The 20,535-nt window shown below is 65.6% G+C and carries 23 protein-coding genes; 12 read left to right on the forward strand and 11 right to left on the reverse strand.

Annotated elements, in window-relative coordinates; genetic code table 11:
- Positions 1–262: 262 nt before the first annotated feature.
- The 4 genes from BKE09_RS10350 (at position 263) to BKE09_RS10365 (ending at position 2,430) form a co-directional block, all read left to right on the forward strand.
- Positions 263–766, forward strand: coding sequence for a tail fiber protein (locus BKE09_RS10350; RefSeq protein ID WP_075675682.1), 504 nt, complete (start codon positions 263–265; stop codon positions 764–766).
- 14 nt (positions 767–780) lie between these two features.
- The gene (locus BKE09_RS10355) at positions 781–1,311 is read left to right on the forward strand and encodes a tail fiber protein (RefSeq protein WP_075675683.1); all 531 of its coding nucleotides are present in this window, start codon (positions 781–783) and stop codon (positions 1,309–1,311) included.
- Between the two features lie 31 nt (positions 1,312–1,342).
- Positions 1,343–1,876 (forward strand): tail fiber protein, encoded by a 534-nt coding sequence (locus BKE09_RS10360; RefSeq protein ID WP_075675684.1) that lies wholly within the window; start codon positions 1,343–1,345, stop codon positions 1,874–1,876.
- 83 nt (positions 1,877–1,959) lie between these two features.
- The gene (locus BKE09_RS10365) at positions 1,960–2,430 is read left to right on the forward strand and encodes a GNAT family N-acetyltransferase (protein WP_223224518.1); all 471 of its coding nucleotides are present in this window, start codon (positions 1,960–1,962) and stop codon (positions 2,428–2,430) included.
- On the opposite strand, the gene BKE09_RS10370 is transcribed toward BKE09_RS10365, so the two are convergent.
- Entirely contained in the window at positions 2,423–2,716 is a 294-nt protein-coding gene (locus BKE09_RS10370; protein WP_049470820.1) for a hypothetical protein, read from the reverse strand. The genes BKE09_RS10365 and BKE09_RS10370 overlap by 8 nt on opposite strands.
- Positions 2,717–2,851: 135 nt before the next feature.
- Between BKE09_RS10370 and BKE09_RS10375 the strand changes: the two genes are divergently transcribed.
- On the forward strand, positions 2,852–3,313 hold the full coding sequence (locus tag BKE09_RS10375; RefSeq protein WP_075675685.1) for a nuclear transport factor 2 family protein: 462 nt from the start codon (positions 2,852–2,854) through the stop codon (positions 3,311–3,313).
- A 144-nt stretch (positions 3,314–3,457) separates the two neighbouring features.
- On the opposite strand, the gene BKE09_RS10380 is transcribed toward BKE09_RS10375, so the two are convergent.
- The 5 genes from BKE09_RS10380 to BKE09_RS10400 form a co-directional block, all read right to left on the reverse strand.
- Positions 3,458–4,483, reverse strand: a complete 1,026-nt coding sequence (locus tag BKE09_RS10380; RefSeq protein ID WP_075675686.1) for an NAD(P)H-dependent glycerol-3-phosphate dehydrogenase — start codon at positions 4,481–4,483, stop codon at positions 3,458–3,460.
- Positions 4,484–4,503: 20 nt separating this feature from the next.
- Positions 4,504–5,022, reverse strand: a complete 519-nt coding sequence (gene secB / locus BKE09_RS10385) for a protein-export chaperone SecB (protein ID WP_005407596.1) — start codon at positions 5,020–5,022, stop codon at positions 4,504–4,506.
- 100 nt (positions 5,023–5,122) lie between these two features.
- Positions 5,123–5,560, reverse strand: coding sequence for a rhodanese-like domain-containing protein (locus tag BKE09_RS10390; RefSeq protein ID WP_014035527.1), 438 nt, complete (start codon positions 5,558–5,560; stop codon positions 5,123–5,125).
- A 57-nt stretch (positions 5,561–5,617) separates the two neighbouring features.
- Positions 5,618–6,043: a hypothetical protein gene (locus BKE09_RS10395; protein WP_014035526.1), complete on the reverse strand. Its 426-nt coding sequence runs from the start codon at positions 6,041–6,043 to the stop codon at positions 5,618–5,620.
- Between the two features lie 32 nt (positions 6,044–6,075).
- Complete coding sequence (locus BKE09_RS10400; RefSeq protein WP_005407593.1) at positions 6,076–6,543, reverse strand: YiiD C-terminal domain-containing protein; 468 nt, start codon at positions 6,541–6,543, stop codon at positions 6,076–6,078.
- 35 nt (positions 6,544–6,578) lie between these two features.
- Here BKE09_RS10400 and BKE09_RS10405 point away from each other — a divergent pair, with 35 nt between their 5' ends.
- The 3 genes from BKE09_RS10405 to BKE09_RS10415 all read left to right on the forward strand — a co-directional run bounded on the left by BKE09_RS10405 (position 6,579) and on the right by BKE09_RS10415 (position 9,772).
- Entirely contained in the window at positions 6,579–7,388 is an 810-nt protein-coding gene (locus tag BKE09_RS10405) for a uroporphyrinogen-III synthase (RefSeq protein ID WP_075675687.1), read from the forward strand.
- 104 nt (positions 7,389–7,492) lie between these two features.
- Positions 7,493–8,470: a uroporphyrinogen-III C-methyltransferase gene (locus BKE09_RS10410; protein ID WP_075675688.1), complete on the forward strand. Its 978-nt coding sequence runs from the start codon at positions 7,493–7,495 to the stop codon at positions 8,468–8,470.
- Between the two features lie 6 nt (positions 8,471–8,476).
- A complete protein-coding gene (locus tag BKE09_RS10415) occupies positions 8,477–9,772 on the forward strand; it encodes a heme biosynthesis HemY N-terminal domain-containing protein (RefSeq protein WP_075675689.1) in 1,296 nt (431 codons plus the stop codon).
- 151 nt (positions 9,773–9,923) lie between these two features.
- Here the strand turns inward: BKE09_RS10415 and BKE09_RS10420 are convergent, their stop codons facing one another.
- A complete protein-coding gene (locus BKE09_RS10420) occupies positions 9,924–11,219 on the reverse strand; it encodes an acetyl-CoA C-acetyltransferase (protein WP_029550824.1) in 1,296 nt (431 codons plus the stop codon).
- Between the two features lie 93 nt (positions 11,220–11,312).
- Between BKE09_RS10420 and BKE09_RS10425 the strand changes: the two genes are divergently transcribed.
- A complete protein-coding gene (locus BKE09_RS10425; protein ID WP_075675690.1) occupies positions 11,313–12,200 on the forward strand; it encodes a hypothetical protein in 888 nt (295 codons plus the stop codon).
- A gap of 135 nt (positions 12,201–12,335) precedes the next feature.
- Here BKE09_RS10425 and BKE09_RS10430 read toward each other — a convergent pair whose 3' ends face one another.
- The 4 genes from BKE09_RS10430 to BKE09_RS10445 form a co-directional block, all read right to left on the reverse strand.
- Complete coding sequence (locus tag BKE09_RS10430; protein WP_075675691.1) at positions 12,336–12,962, reverse strand: superoxide dismutase family protein; 627 nt, start codon at positions 12,960–12,962, stop codon at positions 12,336–12,338.
- 32 nt (positions 12,963–12,994) lie between these two features.
- Positions 12,995–13,564, reverse strand: coding sequence for a superoxide dismutase family protein (locus tag BKE09_RS10435; RefSeq protein ID WP_014035519.1), 570 nt, complete (start codon positions 13,562–13,564; stop codon positions 12,995–12,997).
- A 93-nt stretch (positions 13,565–13,657) separates the two neighbouring features.
- Positions 13,658–15,106, reverse strand: coding sequence for a nitrogen regulation protein NR(I) (ntrC, locus tag BKE09_RS10440; RefSeq protein ID WP_075675692.1), 1,449 nt, complete (start codon positions 15,104–15,106; stop codon positions 13,658–13,660).
- Positions 15,099–16,160, reverse strand: a complete 1,062-nt coding sequence (locus BKE09_RS10445) for an ATP-binding protein (protein ID WP_075676689.1) — start codon at positions 16,158–16,160, stop codon at positions 15,099–15,101. The genes ntrC and BKE09_RS10445 overlap by 8 nt, the downstream gene beginning before the upstream one ends.
- Positions 16,161–16,545: 385 nt before the next feature.
- Between BKE09_RS10445 and BKE09_RS10450 the strand changes: the two genes are divergently transcribed.
- From BKE09_RS10450 to BKE09_RS23255, 3 genes are all read left to right on the forward strand, one after another.
- Entirely contained in the window at positions 16,546–18,372 is a 1,827-nt protein-coding gene (locus tag BKE09_RS10450; RefSeq protein WP_065195982.1) for an ATP-binding protein, read from the forward strand.
- Between the two features lie 226 nt (positions 18,373–18,598).
- Positions 18,599–19,120 (forward strand): hypothetical protein, encoded by a 522-nt coding sequence (locus tag BKE09_RS10455; RefSeq protein ID WP_075675693.1) that lies wholly within the window; start codon positions 18,599–18,601, stop codon positions 19,118–19,120.
- Complete coding sequence (locus BKE09_RS23255; protein ID WP_139319637.1) at positions 19,117–20,490, forward strand: hypothetical protein; 1,374 nt, start codon at positions 19,117–19,119, stop codon at positions 20,488–20,490. The genes BKE09_RS10455 and BKE09_RS23255 overlap by 4 nt, the downstream gene beginning before the upstream one ends.
- Positions 20,491–20,535: the final 45 nt, after the last annotated feature.

Raw genomic sequence — 20,535 nt, forward strand, 5'->3', positions numbered from 1 at the left:
CGACGGGCGCTGCGCCTTGTAGCGCGAGTGAGAAAACCGCCGTGGCACCCGGTCGGGCAGCCGCGGTTCCTGACCTCCCCACCGGGCAGACTCCCTGGCCCTGCCCGGCGGTCCTGCCCCTCGAATCCCTGAATCACATGGGCAGACAGCGCGATATTCTTGCCCACAGCCACTGGCACTTGTCAAGGATCCCGATAATGCGCCAGAGTTATATCGCCGGCCGGGGGCCAAGTGCCGGCGCCTATCCCAGGGGGAAAATCGTATGTCGGAACCCTTTCTCGGGCAGATAATGCCCGTGGCGTTCAACTTCGCGCCGAAGAACTTCGCTTTCTGCAACGGTCAGTCGATGTCCATCCAGCAGAACACCGCGCTTTTTTCGCTGTTGGGCACGTTCTACGGTGGCAACGGCACGACCATTTTCCAGCTTCCGGACCTGCGTAGCCGCACGCCCCGGGGATCCACCAATGGCAGCAACATGGGTGATCACCAGGGGCTGGAGAGCGTGACCCTGCTGACGTCGCAGATTCCCCAGCACGCGCACGTTTTCGGCGGCACCACCGCCGACGGCTCAACGCGTATCCCACAGGGCAACGTGCTGCTCGGCAAAACCGGCACGCAGAATGTCTACGGTGCTTCAAGCGGAGCACAGGTGCCCTTGAACGTGCTTGATGCCAGCGGCCAGACGCAGCCACACGCGAACCTGCAACCGTATCTGGTCATCAACTTCTGTATCGCACTTTATGGAATCTACCCTTCGCGCAACTGACCGGAGTTTCTGCCATGTCTCAACCTTTTGTTGGCGAAGTCCGTCTGTTTCCCTACAACTTCGCGCCGGCGGGCTGGTTCGATTGTGATGGCCGACTGCTGCCCATTTCCGAATACGACGTGCTGTACACCTTGCTGGGCACCACCTACGGCGGCGATGGTGTGACCACCTTCGGCCTGCCCAACCTCTGCGGGCGCGTACCGGTTCACCAGGGCACCGGCAATGGCCTCGGCACCTATGTGCTTGGCCAGGTAGGCGGCAGCGAATCGGTCACCCTGACCACCGCGCAGCTGCCCGCGCATACCCATGCTTTCAATGCGGTGAACTCGGCAGCCACGTCGCCGGCACCCGGGCCGGCGTTGCAGCTCGGCGCGGTCAGTGGCGACACGCTGTACACCGACAGCACCACCGATCTTGGCAGTGGCACCCTGGTGGCAGCATCGGTGAGCGCGATCGGCGGCAGCCAGCCACACGACAACACCATGCCCTCGCTGGTCGCCCGCTACTGCATCGCATGGGCCGGCGTCTTCCCATCGCAGGGCTGACGATCATCGACCGCCTACCAGGACCCCTATCATGAGCGATCCCTTTACCGGCGAGATCCAGATCTTCGGCTTCAACTTCGCCCCTTACAACTGGGCGATGTGCCAAGGACAGCTGATGCCGATCCAGCAGAACACCGCGCTGTTCTCACTGCTGGGAACGACCTTCGGCGGCAACGGCACCAGCAACTACCAGCTGCCGAACTTCACCAACAACATCGCATGCGGCCAGGGCAGCGGCCCGGGCCTGTCGCAGCGCGACATGGGCGAGACCTTTGGCAGCGACAATGTCACCCTGTTGATCAGCGAGATGCCCAACCACACCCATGGCGCGCGCATCTACAACCAACCCGACACTGCGCATCGCAGTGGCATACCCGCCAATGGCAATGCACTGATCACGCCGGAGTCGAGCCCGATCCTGGCCGTGACACCGACGGTCAACAGTACCTTCCCGCTGACGACGGTGGGCGTTGCGGGTGGGAGTCTGCCGCATGAGAACCGGCAGCCCTATCTCGCCCTGAACTTCTGCATCTGCCTGTCCGGCGTCTTCCCGACGCGGCCGTGACGGCGAACGTGGCACTGGCCTTTCCCTCGTTGCGGGCAGCGTGGCTGCCTGCGACGGGGGACGGTCTTCCCGCAGGTGTGAGCGTGCGCGAAGCACAGGATGGCGACCTGCCGTTCCTGCAGCGGCTCTACGCCGAGTCGCGTGCGGCCGAGCTGGCCCATGTCGGGTGGCCCGACTCGCTGCGCCAGGCGTTCCTCGACAACCAGTTCGCACTGCAGCACCTGCACTACACCCGGCATTACCAGCCTGCGCACTATCTGCTGGTCGAGCAGGCCGGGCGGCCGATCGGGCGCCTGTACCTGCATTGCGACGAGCACGAAGCCACCCTCATCGATATCGCCCTGCTGGACGCCGTGCGTGGCTGCGGCATCGGCTCGGCCCTGGTGCGCTGGGTACAACGCGCGGCGCATGCCGTGCCGCTGCACAGCGTCGTCCTGCATGTCGCATGGGAAAACCTGGCTGCGCGCCGGCTCTACGAACGGCTCGCGTTCCACACCGAAGGCGATACCGGCAGCCACCTGCGCATGCGCTGGGTGGCGACGGCGGTCAGTTGAACAGTGCCTGATAGATGAAGCCGGTCCGATCGCGCGCGATCGGTACCAGGAAAATGCCGAACTCGCCGAGCCCGTGGTGGCGCATGGTGTAGGTGCGCTGCGGGAACAGCACCGCCGATTCATTGCGGAACAGCAGCGAGAACGGTGCACGCATCTGGCCTGCAATCTGCCGATCGGGCATCGGCGCGGCTTCCACCAGCACGAACGGAACACCGGTGTTCTCGATGTCGGCACTGAAGGTTTCGTTGAGATGACCTGCGAACTGGTCCAGTTGGAAAAAATGCATGCGTCCCCTCCCCCGGTTGACGTCGAGCATGCCGAAGCGGCAACGCGCTTTCAATGGGGCCTGCGCCAGCGCCGGTCGGGCGCCGATGGGGGATACTCGCCCTGGCGCTCACCGGCGCACCCAAGGACTGAGCCGATGCGTATCTGCCTGCTGCTTCTCGCCCTGTCCGGCCCGCTGCTGGCCGCCGATGGCCCGCCATCGGCACCGGCTGCCACTGCGCTGCCGGATGTAACGCTGCCCCCTTCGCTGGATCGCGTGCTGCGCGACTACGAGCAGGCGTGGCGTGCGGGTGACGCCAAGGCGCTGGCCGGGTTGTTCGCCGAGGATGGGTTCATCCTGCAGAGCAACCAGCCCCCCGAGCGCGGGCGCGACGCGATTGCAGGCGCCTACGCCGGCCAGGGCGGCAGTCCGTTGCGGCTGCGTGCCCTGGCGTACTCGGTGGAGGGGAACGTCGGCTACATCATCGGTGCCTACACCTACGGCAACAACGTAGGAGACACCGGCAAGTTCACGTTGACGCTGAAGCGCGCGGACGATGGGCCGTGGTTGATCTTCTCGGACATGGACAACAGCAACGCGCCGCCGCGATCGCGGTGATGAATGCCGCCGGGCATGGCCCGGCGCTACCGAGCGCCAACCAAGGTTGGCAGCTACCAGAAGCGGGTTCCGTCGTAGAGCCACGCCATGCGTGGATGGGGCGCGCACAGAAAAAACCCCGGCACGTGGCCGGGGTTTTTCGATTCACTTGAACAGCGTGTCCGGATATTCCGGCTTCTGTTCCCGCGCCAGCAATGCGCGCAGTCCTTCTTCCGGCGTCTGCTCGCCGTGCAGCACGGCACGCACGCGGTCGGAGATCGGCAGGTCGATGCCATGGCGACGCGCCTGTCGCATCACTTCGTCGGCGGTCTGCACCGACTCGACCACCTGGCCGATTTCACGCACGGCGTCCTGCAGCGTCTGGCCGCGGCCCAGGGCCAGGCCCAGGCGGCGGTTGCGCGACAGGTCGCCGGTGCAGGTCAGCACCAGATCGCCGAGGCCGGCCAGGCCCATCAGCGTTTCCGGCTTGGCGCCGATCGCCGCGGCCAGGCGCAGCATCTCGTTGAGGCCACGGGTGATCAGGCCGGCACGGGCGTTGAGGCCCAGCTGCATGCCATCGGCCACGCCGGTGGCCACGGCCAGCACGTTCTTCATTGCGCCGCCCAGTTCGGCACCGACCATGTCGTCGCCGGTGTAGGCGCGGAACGCCGGGCCATGCATCGCCTCGGCTACCGTCTGCGCGAACTCGGGCACGTCGCCGTGCACGGTGATCGCGGTCGGCAGGCCCTGGGTCACTTCCTTGGCGAACGACGGCCCGGTGACGACGGCCAGCGGCACGTCCTCACCCAGCACTTCGCGCGCCACTTCATGCAGGAAGCGGCCCGAACCGGGTTCGAAGCCCTTGGTGGCCCAGGCCACGCCGGCACCGGCCGGACGCAGCGGCGCCAGCGCGCGCACGGTCTCGCCGAACGCATGCGACGGGGTCACCACCAGGATCCAGGCCACGCCCTCCACCGCCGACGCCAGGTCGGTGGTGGCACGCAGGCTGTCCGGCAGCGGGATGCCCGGCAGATAGCGCGGGTTCTCGTGGCGCTGGTCGATGGCCTCGACCACGGCAGCGTCGCGCCCCCACAGCACGGTCGGGTGACCGTGCCGTGCGAGCAGGCTGGCCAGCGCGGTTCCCCAGGAACCGGCACCGAGCACGGCGATCTTGTCAGCGGGAGTGCTCATCCGTGACGTCGCAGCAGGGATCAGGCGTTGCCGGCCGGCTCGGAGTCAGCCAGCGACGGTGCGTCGCCCTGCTCCTGGCGCTGGCGCAGGGTTTCTGCGTACAGGCCTTCGAAGTTGATCGGCTGCAGGAAGAACGGCGGGAAGCCGCCGGCCTGGATCAGGTCGCTGATCAGCTGGCGCACGTACGGGAACAGGATGTTCGGGCACTGGGTGCCGAGCAGCACGTCGATCGACTGCGGGTCCAGGCCGACCAGGCCGAACACGCCGGCCTGCTTCACTTCGGCCACGTAGGCGGTGCGCTCACCGGCCTGGCAGGTCAGGGTCACGGCCAGCACGACTTCGAAGGCGTTCTCACCCAGGCGCTGCACCTGCTGGTTCAGGTTCAGCTGCAGCTCCGGCTGCACCTGGTCGTTGAAGATGGTCGGGGCGTTCGGCGACTCGAAGGAGACGTCCTTGACGTAGATCTTCTCGACGGTGAAAGCGGGACCGGTGGCGGCATCGACCGGCGCAGCGGCGCCGTTGGTGATCTCTTCGGACATTTCCAGTAACTCCAGGTGAATGCAATGAAAACGATGGTCGAACTACTGCGATGGGGGCGGGATCAGGCCCATACAAGGCCGGATCCGCCACCTGCGACAATCAGTTGCGGCCCTTGACCAGCGGCAGTTCGGCCTGCTGCCAGGCGGGAATGCCGCCATCGAGCACGTAGACCTTCTCGAAGCCGGCCTTCTTCAGCGCCTTGGCGGCGGTTTCCGAGGCGTTGCCGCTGCGGCAGACCAGCACCACCGGCGACTGCCTGGCATTGGCCACCAGCTTGTTTTCCGGGCCGAAGGCACTGGCCTGGGCATTGCGGCTGCCGGCAATGTGGCCCTTCTCGAAGTCACCGCTGGCCGACAGGTCGACCACCACCGTGCCGCCCGCGTTCATCAGCTGGGTCAGTTCGGCGGGCTTGATGCCCTTGAAGCCCCGGAACAGGCGGCGGATCTCGGTGACGATGATGGCCACGGTCAGGCCGACCAGGGCCGCGGACAGCATCGGGTTTCGGCCTGCAAAGGCCAGCAACTCTTCGTAATTCACTCAGGTCACGGGTCGATTAAGCGGGCGCCGATTGTCGCACAAGCCGGACGCGGCCCGTCACTGCCCCTTCCACAGGTCCGGCAGGCCGGCGGTCTGCCACCAGCGCTTGGCTTCCGGGTCCCAGCGCCAGCGCTCGACCACGACCACGGTGCGCTCGGCCTGGGTGTTCTGGTTGATCACCCCGATTTCGACCCGGCGCTCGACCAGTCCCCCGTCCAGCGAGGCGCTGCTGCGCTCGCGGTAGGACGACACGCGCAGCTGCGCGTAACGGTTGAGCTCGAACTCGGTCGGCGGCTTTTCCTTGCGCAGCTTGGGGTCGAGGTAGCCGATGGCATCGTCCATGCTGCCCCAGCGGATGGTCGCCCCGTAGGCGATCTGGGTCTCTTCCAGCAGCTTGCGCTGCTTGCGGCTGAGGTCGTCGGCCGAGGCCACGGCGCTGGCCAGCAGCAGGGAACAGATCAGGAACTGGATCAGGCGGCGCATCAGTGGTTTCCCCGGAACGTCAGCCTGCCATCCTACCCTTTGGCGAAGGCAACGAAGCGACCGCTGAATTCGGCGGCGGGCTTGCCATCGGCACCGGGCTGGGTGGCGATGATGCTGATGCGGGCCTTGCGGCGCTGGCGGAAGGTGTTCAGGAAGGCGTCCCAGCCGGTGGCTTCGGCCGCTTCGGCGTGGGCGTGCAGGTCTTCATAGACCGGCGCCAGGTAGCGCAGGTTGCTGTCGGCCACATAGACCTCGGCATCATGGCCGGCCAGGCGCAGGCGCAGGCTGACCAGCGCCCAGCCGGACAGGGTCAGCACCGAGGCCAGGCTGCCGCCGAAGGCGTTGCCCTTGTCGTTGACGTTGGCAGCCAGCGGCGCGGTGATGCGCAGCACGCCGTCGGCATAACCATCGAGCTGGATCTGCATGGCGCGCACCGCCGGCATGCAGTCCAGCACGTCCTGCAGGGCGGCCAACGAGGAAGTCAGGGCATCAACGGACATCGGAGCAGCGACCACGACAACGAAGGGCCCGCATAATGCAGGCAATGGTCGACCATACGATACCCACTGGCGCCACCCGTTCCGGCGCGCGCTGGACCCTGATCTCGCTGCGCCCGCAGGGCCAGCATGCGGCGCTGCGCCGCGCCGTTGCTGGGCTGGGCGGGCATGTGCTGGCCCTTTCGCCGTGGCGGTTGCAGCGCCTGCACGGCACGCCCGTGCTGCGCCAGCTGCAACGCGCGCTGAACTGCGATCGGGTGGTGTTCACCAGCCCGGCCGCCGTTGCCGCAGCCGCGTCCGTGCTGCCGCTGGCCGAAGTGCAGCGCAGCCCGTGGCTGACCGTGGGCGAAGGCACTGCTCGCGCATTGCAGGCACACGGCATCACCGAGGTGCACGCGCCGCAGCGGATGGACAGCGAAGGCCTGCTGGCGCTGCCGGTGCTGGCCGACGTACAGGGCCTGCGCATCGGCCTGGTGACCGCGCCCGGCGGGCGTGGACTGATTGCCGCCCAGCTGCAGGCGGCGGGCGCCACGATCGAACGTGCCGACGTCTACCAGCGTCGCCTGTTGCGCCTGCCGCCCCGTGCGCTGGCTCGATTGGCGCATTCAGCGTATCCGTGGATGCTGGCGGTGAGCAGTGGCGAAGCGCTGCAGCATTTCTGGCAGCAGCTTTCGCCGGCATTGCAGCAACGCCTGCAGGCGCATGCGACCGCCGTGGTGGCCAGTGATCGCCTCAGCGAACAGGCCCGGGCACTGGGCCTGCAGCACGTCGTGCGCGCGGCCGGCCCCACCACCGCGCAGCTGGTGGCGGCCGCACACGCCACGCTCACCGTCCCGGCAGCGACCTGAACAGGGACGTGGGTCACGCTTGCCGCTGTCGTCGGCAACAGTGATGCTGTGCACAACGCGGCCTGCCGGCCCCCGACCGGCGACGTTGCCGACAAGGAAGCCCGATGAACGATACTCCGCCCGTTTCCCCGCCCCGTCGACCCGTGCGCTGGCTGCTGCCGCTGGCCGGTGTGGTCGTGCTTGGCGTGGGCGGCTATGCCGGCTGGTACGTCTGGCAACAGCAACAGAACGAACAGGCAGCGCAGGCACAGACCACCGCCGTGCAGCTGCAGGGCCTGGAGGCCACGCTGGATGCACTTCGCCGTGACCAGCGTGCGAGCAGCCAGCGCCTGCAGGACGCGGCCGCCACCAACCGCGTGTTGCGCGACGAGATGCTGGGCCTTTCCCAGCGCAGCGCATTGCTGGAAGAGAACCTGGCCAAGCTGGCCGACAGCGCCAACCAAGGCCGCCAGGCGGTACAGCGCGATGAGGCCGAACTGCTGCTGACCCAGGCCGCGCAGCGCCTGAACTACGCCGACGATGTGGAAGGCGCACGCCGGTTGTACGCCCAGGCCGCGACGGCACTGGCCGAACTGCCCGACAGTGATGGCCTGAACCTGCGCCAGGCGCTGGTGCAGGAGCGCGAGGCATTGGATGCGCTCGGCAGCGGCCCGCGCGTGCAGTCGCTGCAGCGCCTGGATGCTGTGGGCCGGGCGCTGCAGGGCCTGCCCTCGCAGATCACCGGCACGACCGGCAGCAGCACCGCCAAACCCTGGTGGCAGGCAACACTGGCGCCATTCGTGGACATCACCCCGAGCCGCCAGAACGGCCCGCTGACCGCCGCCGAACAGCGCAACGCCGACGATGCCCTGCAGCTGGAACTGACATTGGCACGTGCCGCAATCGAGCGCGGCGATCGCACGGGCCGTAATACCGCATTGGACCGTGTTGAGCACTGGGCACAGCGGCGCTGGCCGGATTCACCAGCCCTGCGCGCACAACGTGCTGAACTGAAGGCCTTGCGCGAACTTCCGCTGCAGGCCAGCGATGCTGTTCTTGGCAGCACCCTGCAGCAACTGCGCACCCAGACCGACCGGAGGTAAGCCCGCATGAAACCCCTGCAATCCCTGGTCGTGCTGTTGCTGGCCGTGGCCATCGGTGTGGTCGCCGCGCAATGGCTCGGCGCCGATGACCTGAACCGCTTCGGCGAAGTGACCCTGCGCTACGGTGGCTACGACTACCACAGCAACCTGCCGAAGGTGGCGCTGCTGACAGTGATCGCGGTGCTGGTGCTGTGGCTGCTGTGGAGCCTGATTGCCGCACCGTTCCGCGCCTGGGGCCGCTACCGCCGCAAGCAGGGTCGCGTGCGCCTGATCGATGGCCTGCAGGCCTATGAGCACGGCCAGTGGCAGCGTGCCGAGAAGCTGCTGGACGGTGCCGCCAAGGACCCGGAAGTGAGCGCGGTGGCACTGGCCAACGCCGTGCGCAGCGCGCAGGCACGTGCCGATGGTCCGGCTGGCGAGGCGCTGCTGCAGCGCCTGGGCGAGAGCGATGCCACCCTGCAGGCGCTGCTGCGCGCCGAGCAGCTGCTGGCACGCGATCTGCCGGTGGATGCGATCAATGCCCTGGACGTAGCGGCGATCCAGCCGCTTCCGCCGCGTGGCCTGTGGCTGCGTACCGAAGCGCTGGCACAGGCCGGCCGCGCCCATGAGGCGTATGGCCAGCTGGGTGCGTTGCGCCAGAGCAAGGTGCTTCCGGCCGACGCGAACAGCGAGCTGGAAGCGCGCCTGGCCGCACAGGCGCTGCTGGAAGCGGTCGACGTCAATGCGCTGGCCGCGCAATGGGAAGCCACGCCGAAGGCACTGCGACCGACCCCGGACGTGGTGGGTGCCTATGCCAGCCGTGCGGTGGCACTGAACTGGGATGAGCCGGCATTGCTGGCGCTGGAACAGGCGCTGGACCATCGCTGGGACGACGAACTGGTGACGCTGTATGGTCGCCTTCCGGCCGAGCGCCTGGCCACGCGCCAGAGCAATCTGGCGCGCTGGCGCAACGTGCATGACGACTCGGCCGCGCTGCGCCTGGCACAGGGCCGCGTGGCCCTGGCCCAGCAGCAGTGGGATGCCGCCGATGCGTTCCTGCACGAAGCCATCGCCGCGGGCGCGGGTGCACCGGCGTGGGAAGCGCTGGGTGAACTGTTTGCGCAGCGTGGGGATCATGCGCTGGCCGCGCAGTGCCTGGCCAATGCGCTGCGCCTGCAGCGCGGCGAGGACAGCGTGGAACTGGTGCGCGGCAGCGAAGCGCCGCTGCGTGCCACTGTGGAAGAGCAGCCGGTTACGGTGCAGCCGCCGGTGTATGACGCCAACGAAGAGCGCGACGAATTCGGTAATCCGCGGTTGCCGTGAAGCATGCCGACCAACGGTCGGCACCCACCCAGTAGATCCACGCCATGCGTGGATGCTTTCCGCACAATGCCGACCAACGGTCGGCACCCACCGGAGCAACAAAAAAACGCCGCTCATTGGGCGGCGTTTTCCTGTGTGGAGCGTCGCGCGATCAGCGTTCGACGATCGCCACCACGCCCATGCCGCCGGCGGTGCAGATCGACACCAGCGCACGGCCACCGCCGCGCTCGGCCAGCTGCTTGGCGGCGGTGGCGATCACGCGTGCGCCGGTGGCGGCGAACGGGTGGCCGGTGGCCAGCGACGAGCCCAGCAGGTTGATCTTGTCCGGGTCGATGCGGCCCATCGGCGCGTCCAGGCCCAGGCGGTTGCGGCAGTAATCCTCGCTCTCCCACGCACGCAGGGTGCACAGCACCTGTGCGGCGAAGGCTTCGTGGATCTCGTAGATGTCGAAGTCCTGCAGGGTCAGGCCGTTGCGCTTGAGCATCTCCGGCACGGCCACGGTCGGCGCCATCAGCAGGCCTTCGCCATGTACGAAGTCCACCGCAGAGACGTGCGCATCGCGCAGGTAGGCCTGCGGCTCATGGCCGTGGGCGCGCGCCCACTCTTCGCTGGCCAGCAGCACGGCGGCGGCGCCGTCGGTCAGCGGGGTGGAGTTGGCGGCGGTCAGCGTGCCACGGCCGGAGACCTTGTCGAACGCCGGCTTCAGCGTCGCCAGCTTTTCCAGCGAGGTATCCGGGCGCAGGATGTTGTCACGCTCGACGCCACGGAACGGTGCGATCAGATCGTTGAAGAAGCCACGCTCATAGGCAGCAGCCAGCTTCTTGTGCGACGACACCGCCCACTCGTCCTGCGAGTCGCGCGAGATGTTCCACTCCTTGGCCATGTCCTCGCAGTGGTCGCCCATGCTCTTGCCGGTGCGCGGCTCGGCCACGCCCGGGAACTCGGGCTTGAGCTCGGAGAACTTGAAGCCGGCGGTAAGCGCGCGGATCTTGTCGCCGGTGCTCTTGGCACGGTTGGCGGCCAGCAGGCGCGCGCGCAGCTTCTTGCCGTAGACGATCGGCACGTCGGAGGTGGTGTCCGAACCACCGCCGATGCCCGATTCGATCTGGCCCAGCGCGATCTTGTTGGCGACGGTGATGATGCTGTCCAGCGAGGTGCCACAGGCGCGCTGCAGGGTGATGCCCGGGGTCAACGGCGACAGGCCGGAAGACAGCGTGGCTTCGCGACCCAGGTTCCAGTCGCTGGAGTGCTTGATCACCGCACCCATCGCCACTTCACCCAGCTGCTGGCCGTGCAGGCCGAAACGTTCGACCAGCGCGCCCAGCGTACGGACCGACATGCCGAGGTTGCCGACATCCGAATACGCGGTGTTCTGGCGGCAGAACGGAATGCGGACGCCACCGAGGATGGCGACGGGACGAGCGTTGGGCATGGAGATACCTGGCATGGATGAGGGTGTCTGCAACATGGCCTGCACGACGGAGCAGGCATAATGGAGCCAAGTGTAGCTGCCGCCCTGTGATGGGCCAACCGTGGAACCATGAGCAAACCCGACCCCGCGATGAATGCCCTTGGCGTGCTGGCCCTGGAACTGGCCGGCGGCGAAATCCCCCGCCAGGCGGTGCTCAGCGCTGAACAGGCCGGTGAACTGGCCGAACGCGTCGGCCGTGACCTTTCCAAGCTGGTGCCGCAGGTGGCCGAGCTGGACCTGGTGTTCGCCGCCGCCCATTTCGACCCGGCCGAAGTACTGCGCCCGGGCTGGCCGATCCATCGCCGCCTGGAAGAACTGCAGATGCGTGCCCCGGGCCGCAACCAGGGCCCGCGCCTGCTGGCGTTCGGCACCGATGCCGCAGGCGATGTGCCGCTGCCTTTCCAGGCCGATGCGACCCTGGTGGGCGGTGGCCTGCGCGTGGTGCCGTTCCTGCTGACCGGTAGTGATGTGGCCACCACCCATGCCGTGTCCGAGGCGCTGGAAGACACCCTGCTGGCCAACGGCATGGCGCATGCCGATACCGCACTGATGGCGCAGAACAGCTTCGGTGCCCGCGTCGAGCACGCGCGCTACTTCACCGTGAACGACCTGGCCGCGATGATGTCGATGCAGTACGACAACCAGGGCCTGGCCGCGCTGTGGCCGCTGATCGAGACTGCGATCATGGCGCCGGGCGAGGACGAGTGGCTCAATGCCGCGCCCGAGCCGCTGCTGCGCTATACCCATGGCGAAGCACGCATGGCGCTGTTCGACCCGGCCGGCTGGTGCGCGCACTACAACCATGGCAAGAACGACTGCGACCGCCTGAAGGGCATCTACGAACAGTTCCTGATGCGCCAGCGGCAGATGGCCGCGGTGCTGGAAGCGCACGGCGTGCCGGTGCTGTTCGTGCACTGCGAGGCCGGCCAGGACGCGCGCGAACTGCTGGCGCGCTGATCTGGGTGATCTGTTGGTGGTGCCGGCCGCTGGCCGGCAACCTCCGGATCTGTGATTGCCGGCCAGCGGCCGGCACCACCGATAAAGAAAAACGCCGGCTTGTGCCGGCGTTTTCCGTTTCCAGCAAGAGCGACCTTACGGAGCCTTCTGGATCACCGCACACGCCAGGCGCGCGCCGGCGTTGCCGGTCGGCTGGGTCTTGTAGTCGTCCGCATCGGCGTGGACGATCAGGCCGCGGCCGATGATGTCGAAGTCATCACCCTTACCGATGTTGACGTTGCTCGACACCGGGCCATCGATGGTGGCCACGCCCTTGTCGTCGGCCTTGATGTTGGGCATGTCGCCGCCGTGGTGCGGATCGGTGGCCACATTGCCATGATCCTGGTGACCCGGGTTGAAGTGGCCGCCGGCGCTCATGCCATCCGGCGCGCTGCAGTCGCCCTTCTCGTGGATGTGGAAGCCGTGCTCGCTGCCCGGCTTCAGGCCGGTGATCTGACCGGTCACGTGGACCTTGCCGTCGACCACCTTGAAGGTGACGCTGCCCTTGGCCTCGTTGCCCTGGGTCGGTGCCAGTTCGGCGGTGGCCGAAGCGTCGCCAGCCGGTGCAGCCGCCGGTGCCGGCGCTGCGGCCGGTTCGGTGGTGGCGCCGTCAGCCGGTGCGGCCGGCGGCGTTTCAGTCTGCGGAGCGGCCGGCTGCTGGCCGCAGGCCGCCAGGCCCAGCGCGGCGATGGCCGCAAACAGCGAAGTGTGGATCAGACGCATTGGATTCTCTCCCTGGATGATGCCTGCAGTGATCAGCGGACAACCCGGATCACGCCACAGGCGATGCGGACGCCGGCATTGCCGGCGGGCTGGCTGCGATAGTCGTCGGCGTTGGCATGCACGACCAGTGCACGTCCGGCGATATCGGTGGCGGCGCCTCCGCCAAGGGTAACGCCCTTGAGGTGGATATCGACGTTGGCGCGGCCCTGGGCATCGGCACGCAGGTTGTCCATGTCGCCCAGGTGGTGCTTGCCGGTGCCGGCGCGACCATGCGCGGCGCCACCGGGGTTGAAGTGGTTGCCGGCGCTGCTGGCATCCACCGCGCTGCAGTCGCCACGCTCGTGGATGTGGAAACCGGCCTGCTGCATCGGCTGCAGGCCGCCGATCAGCCCGGTGATGTGGATGCCGCCGGGCTCCACCATCAGCGCGATGCGGCCACTGACGATGCTGGCCGAGGCCGGCGACAGGTTGGCCTCGGCCTGCTTGGCGGCACTGACCACGGTCGGCGGCGGCGGGGTGGGCTCGGCCTTCTTCGGTGCGCTGCCACAGGCAGACAGCAGCACGGCGGCGGACAACGGCAGGATGGCAAAGGACAGACGCATCGAAGACTCCTTGCAGGTGACACTACGGACGGCATCGTCCATGAACGATCAACGGTTCGGCAAGCGGGCGCGAGGATCGCGTGCAGGGACCGTTCAATGGCCCCCGCGACGGCGCCCGGCGCCCAGCTTGCGGGTAAGGGTATTGCGGCCCAGGCCCAGGCGGGCAGCGGCTTCGGCGCGGCGGCCATGGGTGATCTGCAGCGCGGCCTCCAGCAGGGCATGGTCGACCCGCTCGCGCACCTGCGCGTGCAGCCCTTCCACGCCTTCGGCCAGCTGACGGCGCGCCCATTCGGCCAGCAGCGCTTCCCACTGGCCCGGATCGGCGGCGCTGGTACTGCTGCGGCGGCCGCGCGCGCGGTTCAGCGCGGTATCGACATCGGCCACGCCGATGGTGTCGGCGGCGGCCAGCGCGGCCATCCGCCAGCACACGTTCTCCAGCTCGCGCACGTTGCCCGGCCAGTCGTGCTCGCGCAGCGCCTGCAGGGCCGCGGCGGTGAGGCGCTTCGGCGGCGTATCCAGCTTGCGTGCGGCGGCGGCCAGGAAGGTGCTGGCCAGTTGCGCGATGTCCTCGCGGCGCTCGCGCAGCGGCGGCAGCTGCAGGCGCACCACGTCCAGGCGGTGCAGCAGATCGGCGCGGAACTTCCCCTGCGCGACCAGTCCCTCCAGATCCTGGTGGGTGGCGGCCACCACGCGCACATCGACGCGGATCAGTTCGCGGCCACCGACGCGGAAGAACTCGCCCTGCGCCAGCACGCGTAGCAACCGGGTCTGCAACGGCAGCGGCATGTCGCCGATCTCATCCAGGAACAGCGTGCCCCCGTTGGCCTGCTCGAAGCGGCCGATATGGCGGCGCTGCGCACCGGTGAAGGCACCGGCCTCGTGGCCGAACAACTCGCTTTCGAGCAGCTCGGCGGGAATCGCGGCGGTATTGAGCGCGACGAACGGACCCAGCGCGCGCGGCGATTCGCGATGCAGCGCATTGGCCACCAGCTCCTTGCCGGTGCCGGTCTCGCCGGTGATCAGCACCGCCAGCGGTGCCTGCGCCAGGCGACCGATGGCGCGGAACAGCGCGCGCATCGGCGGCGTATCACCCACCAGTTGCGGCGGCTGGTCGCTGGGCGTTTCGGCGGCGGGGCTGGGAGCGGCCAGCGCGGGCGCCACCGCCGGCAGCACGCGCTGTGCCAGCGCCACGGCATCGTCCAGGTCGAACGGCTTGGACAGGAATTCATGCGCGCCACCGCGGAACGCACCGGCCGTGCTGGCGACATCGGTGTAGGCCGACATCACCACCACCGGCAGCTGCGGCAGCGCGGCCTTGAGCTTGTCGAGCAGCACCAGGCCATCGTCGCCAGGCATGCGTACATCGGTGAACAGCAGCGCCGGCGGCGGGCCCTCGCTCAGGGCCTGCAGGGCGGAGGCGGCACTGTCGAAATCGACGACCTGATAGCCCGCCTCGCGCAGCGCCGTGCACAGCACGAAGCGCACCGCACGGTCATCGTCGACTACCCAGATGCGCTGCGCGGTGGTGGAGGACTCAGACATCGCGCGGGGCCTCCTCGGCCGGGGCGGCGCCGTTGCCGATCGGCAACAGCAGGGTGAACACGGTATGGCCCGGACGCGAACGGTAGGTCAGCGTGCCGCGATGCTCGCGCGCGACCTGCTGGGCCAGTGCCAGGCCCAGCCCGGTGCCTTCGGCACGGCCACTGACCAGCGGCAGGAACAGGTGTTCGGCCAACTCCTCGGGCACCCCACGACCGTCGTCGGCGATCTCCAGGCGCAGCGCCAGCGTGTGCAGCTGCTCGGCGATGCGCACGCCATGCTCCACGCGGGTGCGCAGGGTGATGCTGCCGGCGCCGGCCTGGATCGCGTTGCGCACCAGGTTCCACACCGCCTGGGTGAGGCGGTCGGCGTCGCCATGGAATTCGGGAATGCTGGGGTCGTAGTCGCGCTGCAGCCGTACCGCCCAGCCGGCCTCGTTCTCGGCCAAGCGCAGCACACGTTCCAGCGCCGCATGGATGTTCAGTTCGGCATGCGGCGCGGCCGGGGCCGGCGACAGCAGCTGGTCAAGCAGGCCGTTGAGGCGCTCGATCTCCGAGCCGATCAGCTCGATCAGCTCGCGTTCGCTGGCGTCGCGCTGGGCCGCGCGGCGGGCCAGCAGCTGGGCCGCGCCCTTCAGCCCGGCCAGCGGGTTGCGCAGCTCGTGGGCCAGCCCCTTCAGCGCCGCACTGAGCGCGCTGGGCAGGGCCTGGGTCGGGTCCAGCCCGGGGAATTCATCGACCGGATGCGCCTCCAGCAGCCAGCCACCATCGTCGCGGCGGCTCATCCAGCCCTCGGCGAAGCGCGGCGCCTCGCCGGGCACCGCCAGCGCCAGCCGGTTCAGGCGCAGGCTGTCGCGCTCATCGCGGGCCAGGAAATGGGCCAGCGCCTCGCCCTGCACTTCCAGTGCGGCCAGCGGTCGACCCAGCAGGCGCCGAGCACTGACGCCCAGCCAGCGGGCGAAGGCCGGATTGCAGCCGGCAATGCAGCCATCGGCCCCGGCCCAGGCCAGCGGCGTGCCCAGGGCATCGAGGGACGGCGGGGGTGCGGGGTCGAACATTGCACCAATGTAGTGCAAAACGCGGGTTCGGGGTCGGATCCCTTTCCGTCAGGAAAGTGGACGCTTTGGCAAAGTCAGTGCTGTAGGCACCAACTATGGCGAATCGCATGAGTACGAACTATGCCGAACTGTAGTTTCAGGGTGGGTTCCCAGATTCGACAGTTCAGGGAACTGCGGAACCAGCTGAGAGCGTACGCCTGTTTGGCCAGCCAAGAACGCATTCGTGAGAATGAAGCGTTAAGACTAGCGGGCCATCTTAGGTGCCGAAGGCTAGCGCCCTTGCTCAGGCCCTCAGATTGCCTCGGTTGCCGCTTCCGCAGCCTCGAGGCACTATCTAGTGGCGGCTGGCTTGGCTGCATGGAAGGCGCTCAGGGGGAGCGAAGATATGCGCTTGGAAGCAATCAGCATTACCAACTTTCGTTGCTATGGGGATGAGATCCGGGTCGAACTGGACGACTTGACTACTTTTGTCGGCCGGAATGACATCGGCAAGTCAGCGATTCTGGAAGCGCTAGAAATATTCTTCAACGCAGACGTGGTGGCCATGGAGCAGGGAGATGCTCATGTTCACAGCGTAGACAAGACCGTTTCGATCACGTGTGAGTTCTCGGAGCTTCCGCCAACACTGACGTTAGACGCGGGGGCAGATACCACGTTGGCCGATGAGTATCTTTTGACCTTGGACGGCCGGCTGAAAATTCGTAAAACCTACGACTGCACCAGCAAGAAGCCATCCGCAGAAGTGCTGGTGCTTGCGTTTCACCCCACTGCGGCCAATTACGACAACCTGCTGGAATTGAAGGAGAAGGAGCTCCAGAAGAGGGTGAAAGATCTTGGCTTGGCGGTTGCATTGAAGGGCAACCCTGGCATGCGCCGCGCACTTTGGGCGGCCGCTGGCGACCTCAAGCTTCAAGAGGTCGCAATCGCGGTCGGCAAGTCCAAGGAGGACGTCAAACGTATCTGGGACCAGATTGAGCCTCACTTGCCGATGTTCGCTCTCTTCCAAAGTGATCGGAGCAGTCGGGACTCGGACAGCGAGGTCCAAAGCCCGATGAAGGCAGCCGTCGCTGCTGCCATTGCAGAGGTCCAAGATGACATTGCTCGAATCCAAACAAAGGTTCGCGAGAAGGCCGAAGAGATTGCGAAGAACACGCACAGAGCTTTGACCACGATCGATCCCAACCTTGCCAGCGAACTTACACCAGAGTTCAGCCCTCCCACCGCCGCCAAGTGGCAGGGACTGTTTTCGCTCGGCTTGAGCACCGACGATGGCATACCGTTGAACAAGCGAGGCAGCGGCGTCAGGCGGCTTGTGCTGGTGAGCTTCTTCAAAGCCGAAGCGGAGCGACGGCTCAAAACCAGCACCAAGCGCAGCATCATCTACGCGATCGAGGAGCCAGAGACGGCTCAGCACCCCAGCAACCAACGGATTCTCATCGACTCCTTCAAGGTGTTGTCAGAAGACCCCGGCTGTCAGGTCATATTGACCACTCACAGTCCCGGATTTGCCTCGGCGCTACCCCAGCAGAGCATTCGTTACATCTCTCGCCACTCCGACACGAAGAAGCCGCAGGTTGAGTCGGGGGTCGACGTGTTCGGTAAGGTGGCTGAAGCATTGGGCGTAACGCCTGACAGCCGGGTCCAGGTACTAGTGTGCGTCGAAGGTCCAACCGATGTACTAGCCTTGAAAGCCCTTTCCAAAGCGCTCCACGAGGTCGACTCCAACCTGCCAAATCTTTCATCCGATGAACGACTTGCATTTGTTGTCCTAGGCGGTGGAACGCTGGAGCACTGGGTCAATCACCACTACCTGCGGGGCCTAGGCAAGCAGGAGGTGCACATCTACGACGGCGATGTCCCGGCATATGCCCTAAGCGCGCAGCAGGTCAATGACCGTGGGGACGGGTCATGGGCTGTCGTCACAACCAAGCATGAGATTGAGAGCTACTTGCACAAGGACGCAATTGCGCTCGCGTTCGGATTTGAGATTGAAGTCACTGATCACCCCATGGCGGGCAAAGCTGTTCCAAAGGTCTTCGGGGAGGCTTTTGTCGCCCACGCTGGCGTAGGCAGTCCGCTTAAAGACTCCAACGCCAAGAGAAAGTTGGCTCAGCATGCGTTCCCTTGCATGACAGCAGCCATGTTGGAAGAGCGTGATCCCGATGGCGAAGTTCGTGGTTGGATGCGTCGGCTAGGCGAGATGTTGGCTTAAATGCCCCTTTGGGTCGGAAACTGGCCTTCGTTACCCCCGATAAGAGTCCGTAGATCCAGAATTGGATATCTGCTCCCCAAGCCTAAGCTTTGGCAAATGCCCCCTTCCGGCCAGAAGCGGACACGCGGTGAGGGCGGGCCTGTCTACTGCATCCTGTCAAATTCAGTGTGGTGTGGTGTTGGCCGGTTAAGCCGCTAGACTTGTCACGTCTATGGAGGGGAGGGCTATGGCTGGCTTAGTCGAAATCTTGGTTCTTATACTCCTTAGTGTGGTGCTGTTCTATGTCGTGGCGTCCAGGGAGCGGGTCATCCGAGAACTGCGCGATCAGGCAAGTCAGCAGGGCAGGGATATCGCCGCGTTGCGACAGGTGATGGATGCAGTTGCGGATAGGGTGCTTCTCAGCCGCGAGCAACGTCGCGTCAAGTGGTTTGACGAACTGCCACCTCTCGCATTGGAAGACTTCAAATCACTCACTACGGGAGCCGAGCGCGAGCTGATCTTGGCGTGCGGGGGGGGCGATGACGCTGAAGTCCTAGGCTTGCACTACCGGCATGCCCACCTTGAATTTCGTTCGGATGGGGAAAAGGATGCGGTTGCCCACGGTTTCGCCCGCGAATGGGCGAAGGCTGAGACCGACCGTCCTGTTAAGATCTATTTGAACCAGTACGCGCTGACTTCCAAGATTGTTGGATTGAATCAAGATGGCTTCGTTAAGATCGCGCCGTACCGTGCGCGGCTTCCCGAATGAGTACATTGTCCGTTGATGAAGAGCTGGCGCTATTGCTAGCCGAACTTGAGAGAGCGAACGGCGGAAGCGTCGATTTCGATTGGAGCGAGGAGTTCGACTTCCCGAGCTTTGTAACAACAACCAATGGTCAGCAGTGTCACTTCACTCGATCAGCGCTCGCAAGCCTGCACAGGTTGGCGAGGTTGCTCCATAAAAGTAGAAGTCCGTCGGCCACACGAATTGAACTTCCAGAATTCACCAAACAATTGCGGCGCGTGACTGCAAATGCGTTCGCTGATGGTCTTTTGAGTCGCGACGACGAGCAGTTATTGCGCGCAAGCAAGCGAGTACTGAAGAATATTTTAGACACGAGCATCGAAACTGCAGCAGGACGCGTTACGCACTATTTTCCAGCATGGACGACGGGTTTCGTAGCGAATAAGTATTTCTCACTTGGCCCACTTATCATCACCGATATTCGAGGCTGGCTGAAGTTGGTGGAGATATACTCCGGCATTGACGATGAAGTCCTCGATCCGACTTGGAAGGACGCTCTCCTTGGTAGTGCGCCTCGACCGAGCGCAAGTCGCACAACAAATTTATTGCATGAAATCGAGGAGGCGCTCGGCACCTGTGACGCAGTGATCGTCGTCCCCGTGGTCGGCTTTGAGATGGAGTACTCCCGCAAGTTGGCCAGGATCGTCAGCAAGACCTGTCTCGACGCCGTTTCTCTGTTGCATCAGAGTATCGAGGTGTTCCAGCGCCAGAGTCTTTACGATGAACGTTTGAGTCCATTGGACAGTCGTACGCTGTTTGAGGTTGACGGATATCTGGAAATCTCAGGCAAGATGAATCTGCGCCATAAAATGGGACCACGCCAAAATTCGTTCGTGACAGAGGAGGTCAACAGCCATCGGAGGGCTATTGAAAAGGTAGTGGACGGCCTGTTGAGCGAACGCACTGCAACGCATCCAAAGTTGTCTGCACGATGGGCGACGGCACTCAACTGGTTTGCCGAGGGATGCAGAGAGCCTGACGATGCGGTAGCGCTGGCGAAGATCGGTACGGCTCTCGATGTCCTCTCGTACGTCGGTAAGAAGGAAGGCATTATTCAAATGGCATGCAATTTCATCAATGCCGAACGAGGCAGTGTCGTTACGTCCGGGGCGCTCAGCATGACTATGGAGGGTCTCATCAAGCGCATTTACGAATATGGACGCTCTCAAGTGCTGCATGGCAACCATGTTGACCGTCTCAAGTCATTTGCAGACGATCGGCGTGTCGCTTCTCAGTTGACTGGGCACGTGCTGCGTGAAGCCTTGATCCGCTTTGGGAAGTACGAAGGTGCAGACGCCGATGATGCGTTTCGGGCAATGCCGTCGCGAGACTAATGATCTTCTTCTAGAAGTGAGTTGCGATTTCGCACATGCCTCTCG

The organism is Stenotrophomonas sp. TD3 (genome assembly GCF_001939825.1).
GTDB lineage: Bacteria > Pseudomonadota > Gammaproteobacteria > Xanthomonadales > Xanthomonadaceae > Stenotrophomonas.

Excerpts from the sequence above, each read along its gene's own strand:
- BKE09_RS23255 (WP_139319637.1), top strand. The coding sequence starts at position 19,117 with ATGAGTACATTGTCCGTTGATGAAGAGCTGGCGCTATTGCTAGCCGAA.
- BKE09_RS10360 (WP_075675684.1), top strand. The coding sequence starts at position 1,343 with ATGAGCGATCCCTTTACCGGCGAGATCCAGATCTTCGGCTTCAACTTC.
- secB (WP_005407596.1), bottom strand. The coding sequence starts at position 5,022 with ATGTCCGAAGAGATCACCAACGGCGCCGCTGCGCCGGTCGATGCCGCC.
- BKE09_RS10350 (WP_075675682.1), top strand. The coding sequence starts at position 263 with ATGTCGGAACCCTTTCTCGGGCAGATAATGCCCGTGGCGTTCAACTTC.
- BKE09_RS10380 (WP_075675686.1), bottom strand. The coding sequence starts at position 4,483 with ATGAGCACTCCCGCTGACAAGATCGCCGTGCTCGGTGCCGGTTCCTGG.
- BKE09_RS10370 (WP_049470820.1), bottom strand. The coding sequence starts at position 2,716 with ATGCATTTTTTCCAACTGGACCAGTTCGCAGGTCATCTCAACGAAACC.
- BKE09_RS10430 (WP_075675691.1), bottom strand. The coding sequence starts at position 12,962 with ATGCGTCTGATCCACACTTCGCTGTTTGCGGCCATCGCCGCGCTGGGC.
- BKE09_RS10455 (WP_075675693.1), top strand. The coding sequence starts at position 18,599 with ATGGCTGGCTTAGTCGAAATCTTGGTTCTTATACTCCTTAGTGTGGTG.
- ntrC (WP_075675692.1), bottom strand. The coding sequence starts at position 15,106 with ATGTCTGAGTCCTCCACCACCGCGCAGCGCATCTGGGTAGTCGACGAT.
- BKE09_RS10405 (WP_075675687.1), top strand. The coding sequence starts at position 6,579 with ATGCAGGCAATGGTCGACCATACGATACCCACTGGCGCCACCCGTTCC.
- BKE09_RS10445 (WP_075676689.1), bottom strand. The coding sequence starts at position 16,160 with ATGTTCGACCCCGCACCCCCGCCGTCCCTCGATGCCCTGGGCACGCCG.
- BKE09_RS10450 (WP_065195982.1), top strand. The coding sequence starts at position 16,546 with ATGCGCTTGGAAGCAATCAGCATTACCAACTTTCGTTGCTATGGGGAT.
- BKE09_RS10355 (WP_075675683.1), top strand. The coding sequence starts at position 781 with ATGTCTCAACCTTTTGTTGGCGAAGTCCGTCTGTTTCCCTACAACTTC.
- BKE09_RS10425 (WP_075675690.1), top strand. The coding sequence starts at position 11,313 with ATGAGCAAACCCGACCCCGCGATGAATGCCCTTGGCGTGCTGGCCCTG.
- BKE09_RS10415 (WP_075675689.1), top strand. The coding sequence starts at position 8,477 with ATGAAACCCCTGCAATCCCTGGTCGTGCTGTTGCTGGCCGTGGCCATC.
- BKE09_RS10395 (WP_014035526.1), bottom strand. The coding sequence starts at position 6,043 with ATGCGCCGCCTGATCCAGTTCCTGATCTGTTCCCTGCTGCTGGCCAGC.
- BKE09_RS10420 (WP_029550824.1), bottom strand. The coding sequence starts at position 11,219 with ATGCCAGGTATCTCCATGCCCAACGCTCGTCCCGTCGCCATCCTCGGT.
- BKE09_RS10375 (WP_075675685.1), top strand. The coding sequence starts at position 2,852 with ATGCGTATCTGCCTGCTGCTTCTCGCCCTGTCCGGCCCGCTGCTGGCC.
- BKE09_RS10400 (WP_005407593.1), bottom strand. The coding sequence starts at position 6,543 with ATGTCCGTTGATGCCCTGACTTCCTCGTTGGCCGCCCTGCAGGACGTG.
- BKE09_RS10410 (WP_075675688.1), top strand. The coding sequence starts at position 7,493 with ATGAACGATACTCCGCCCGTTTCCCCGCCCCGTCGACCCGTGCGCTGG.
- BKE09_RS10435 (WP_014035519.1), bottom strand. The coding sequence starts at position 13,564 with ATGCGTCTGTCCTTTGCCATCCTGCCGTTGTCCGCCGCCGTGCTGCTG.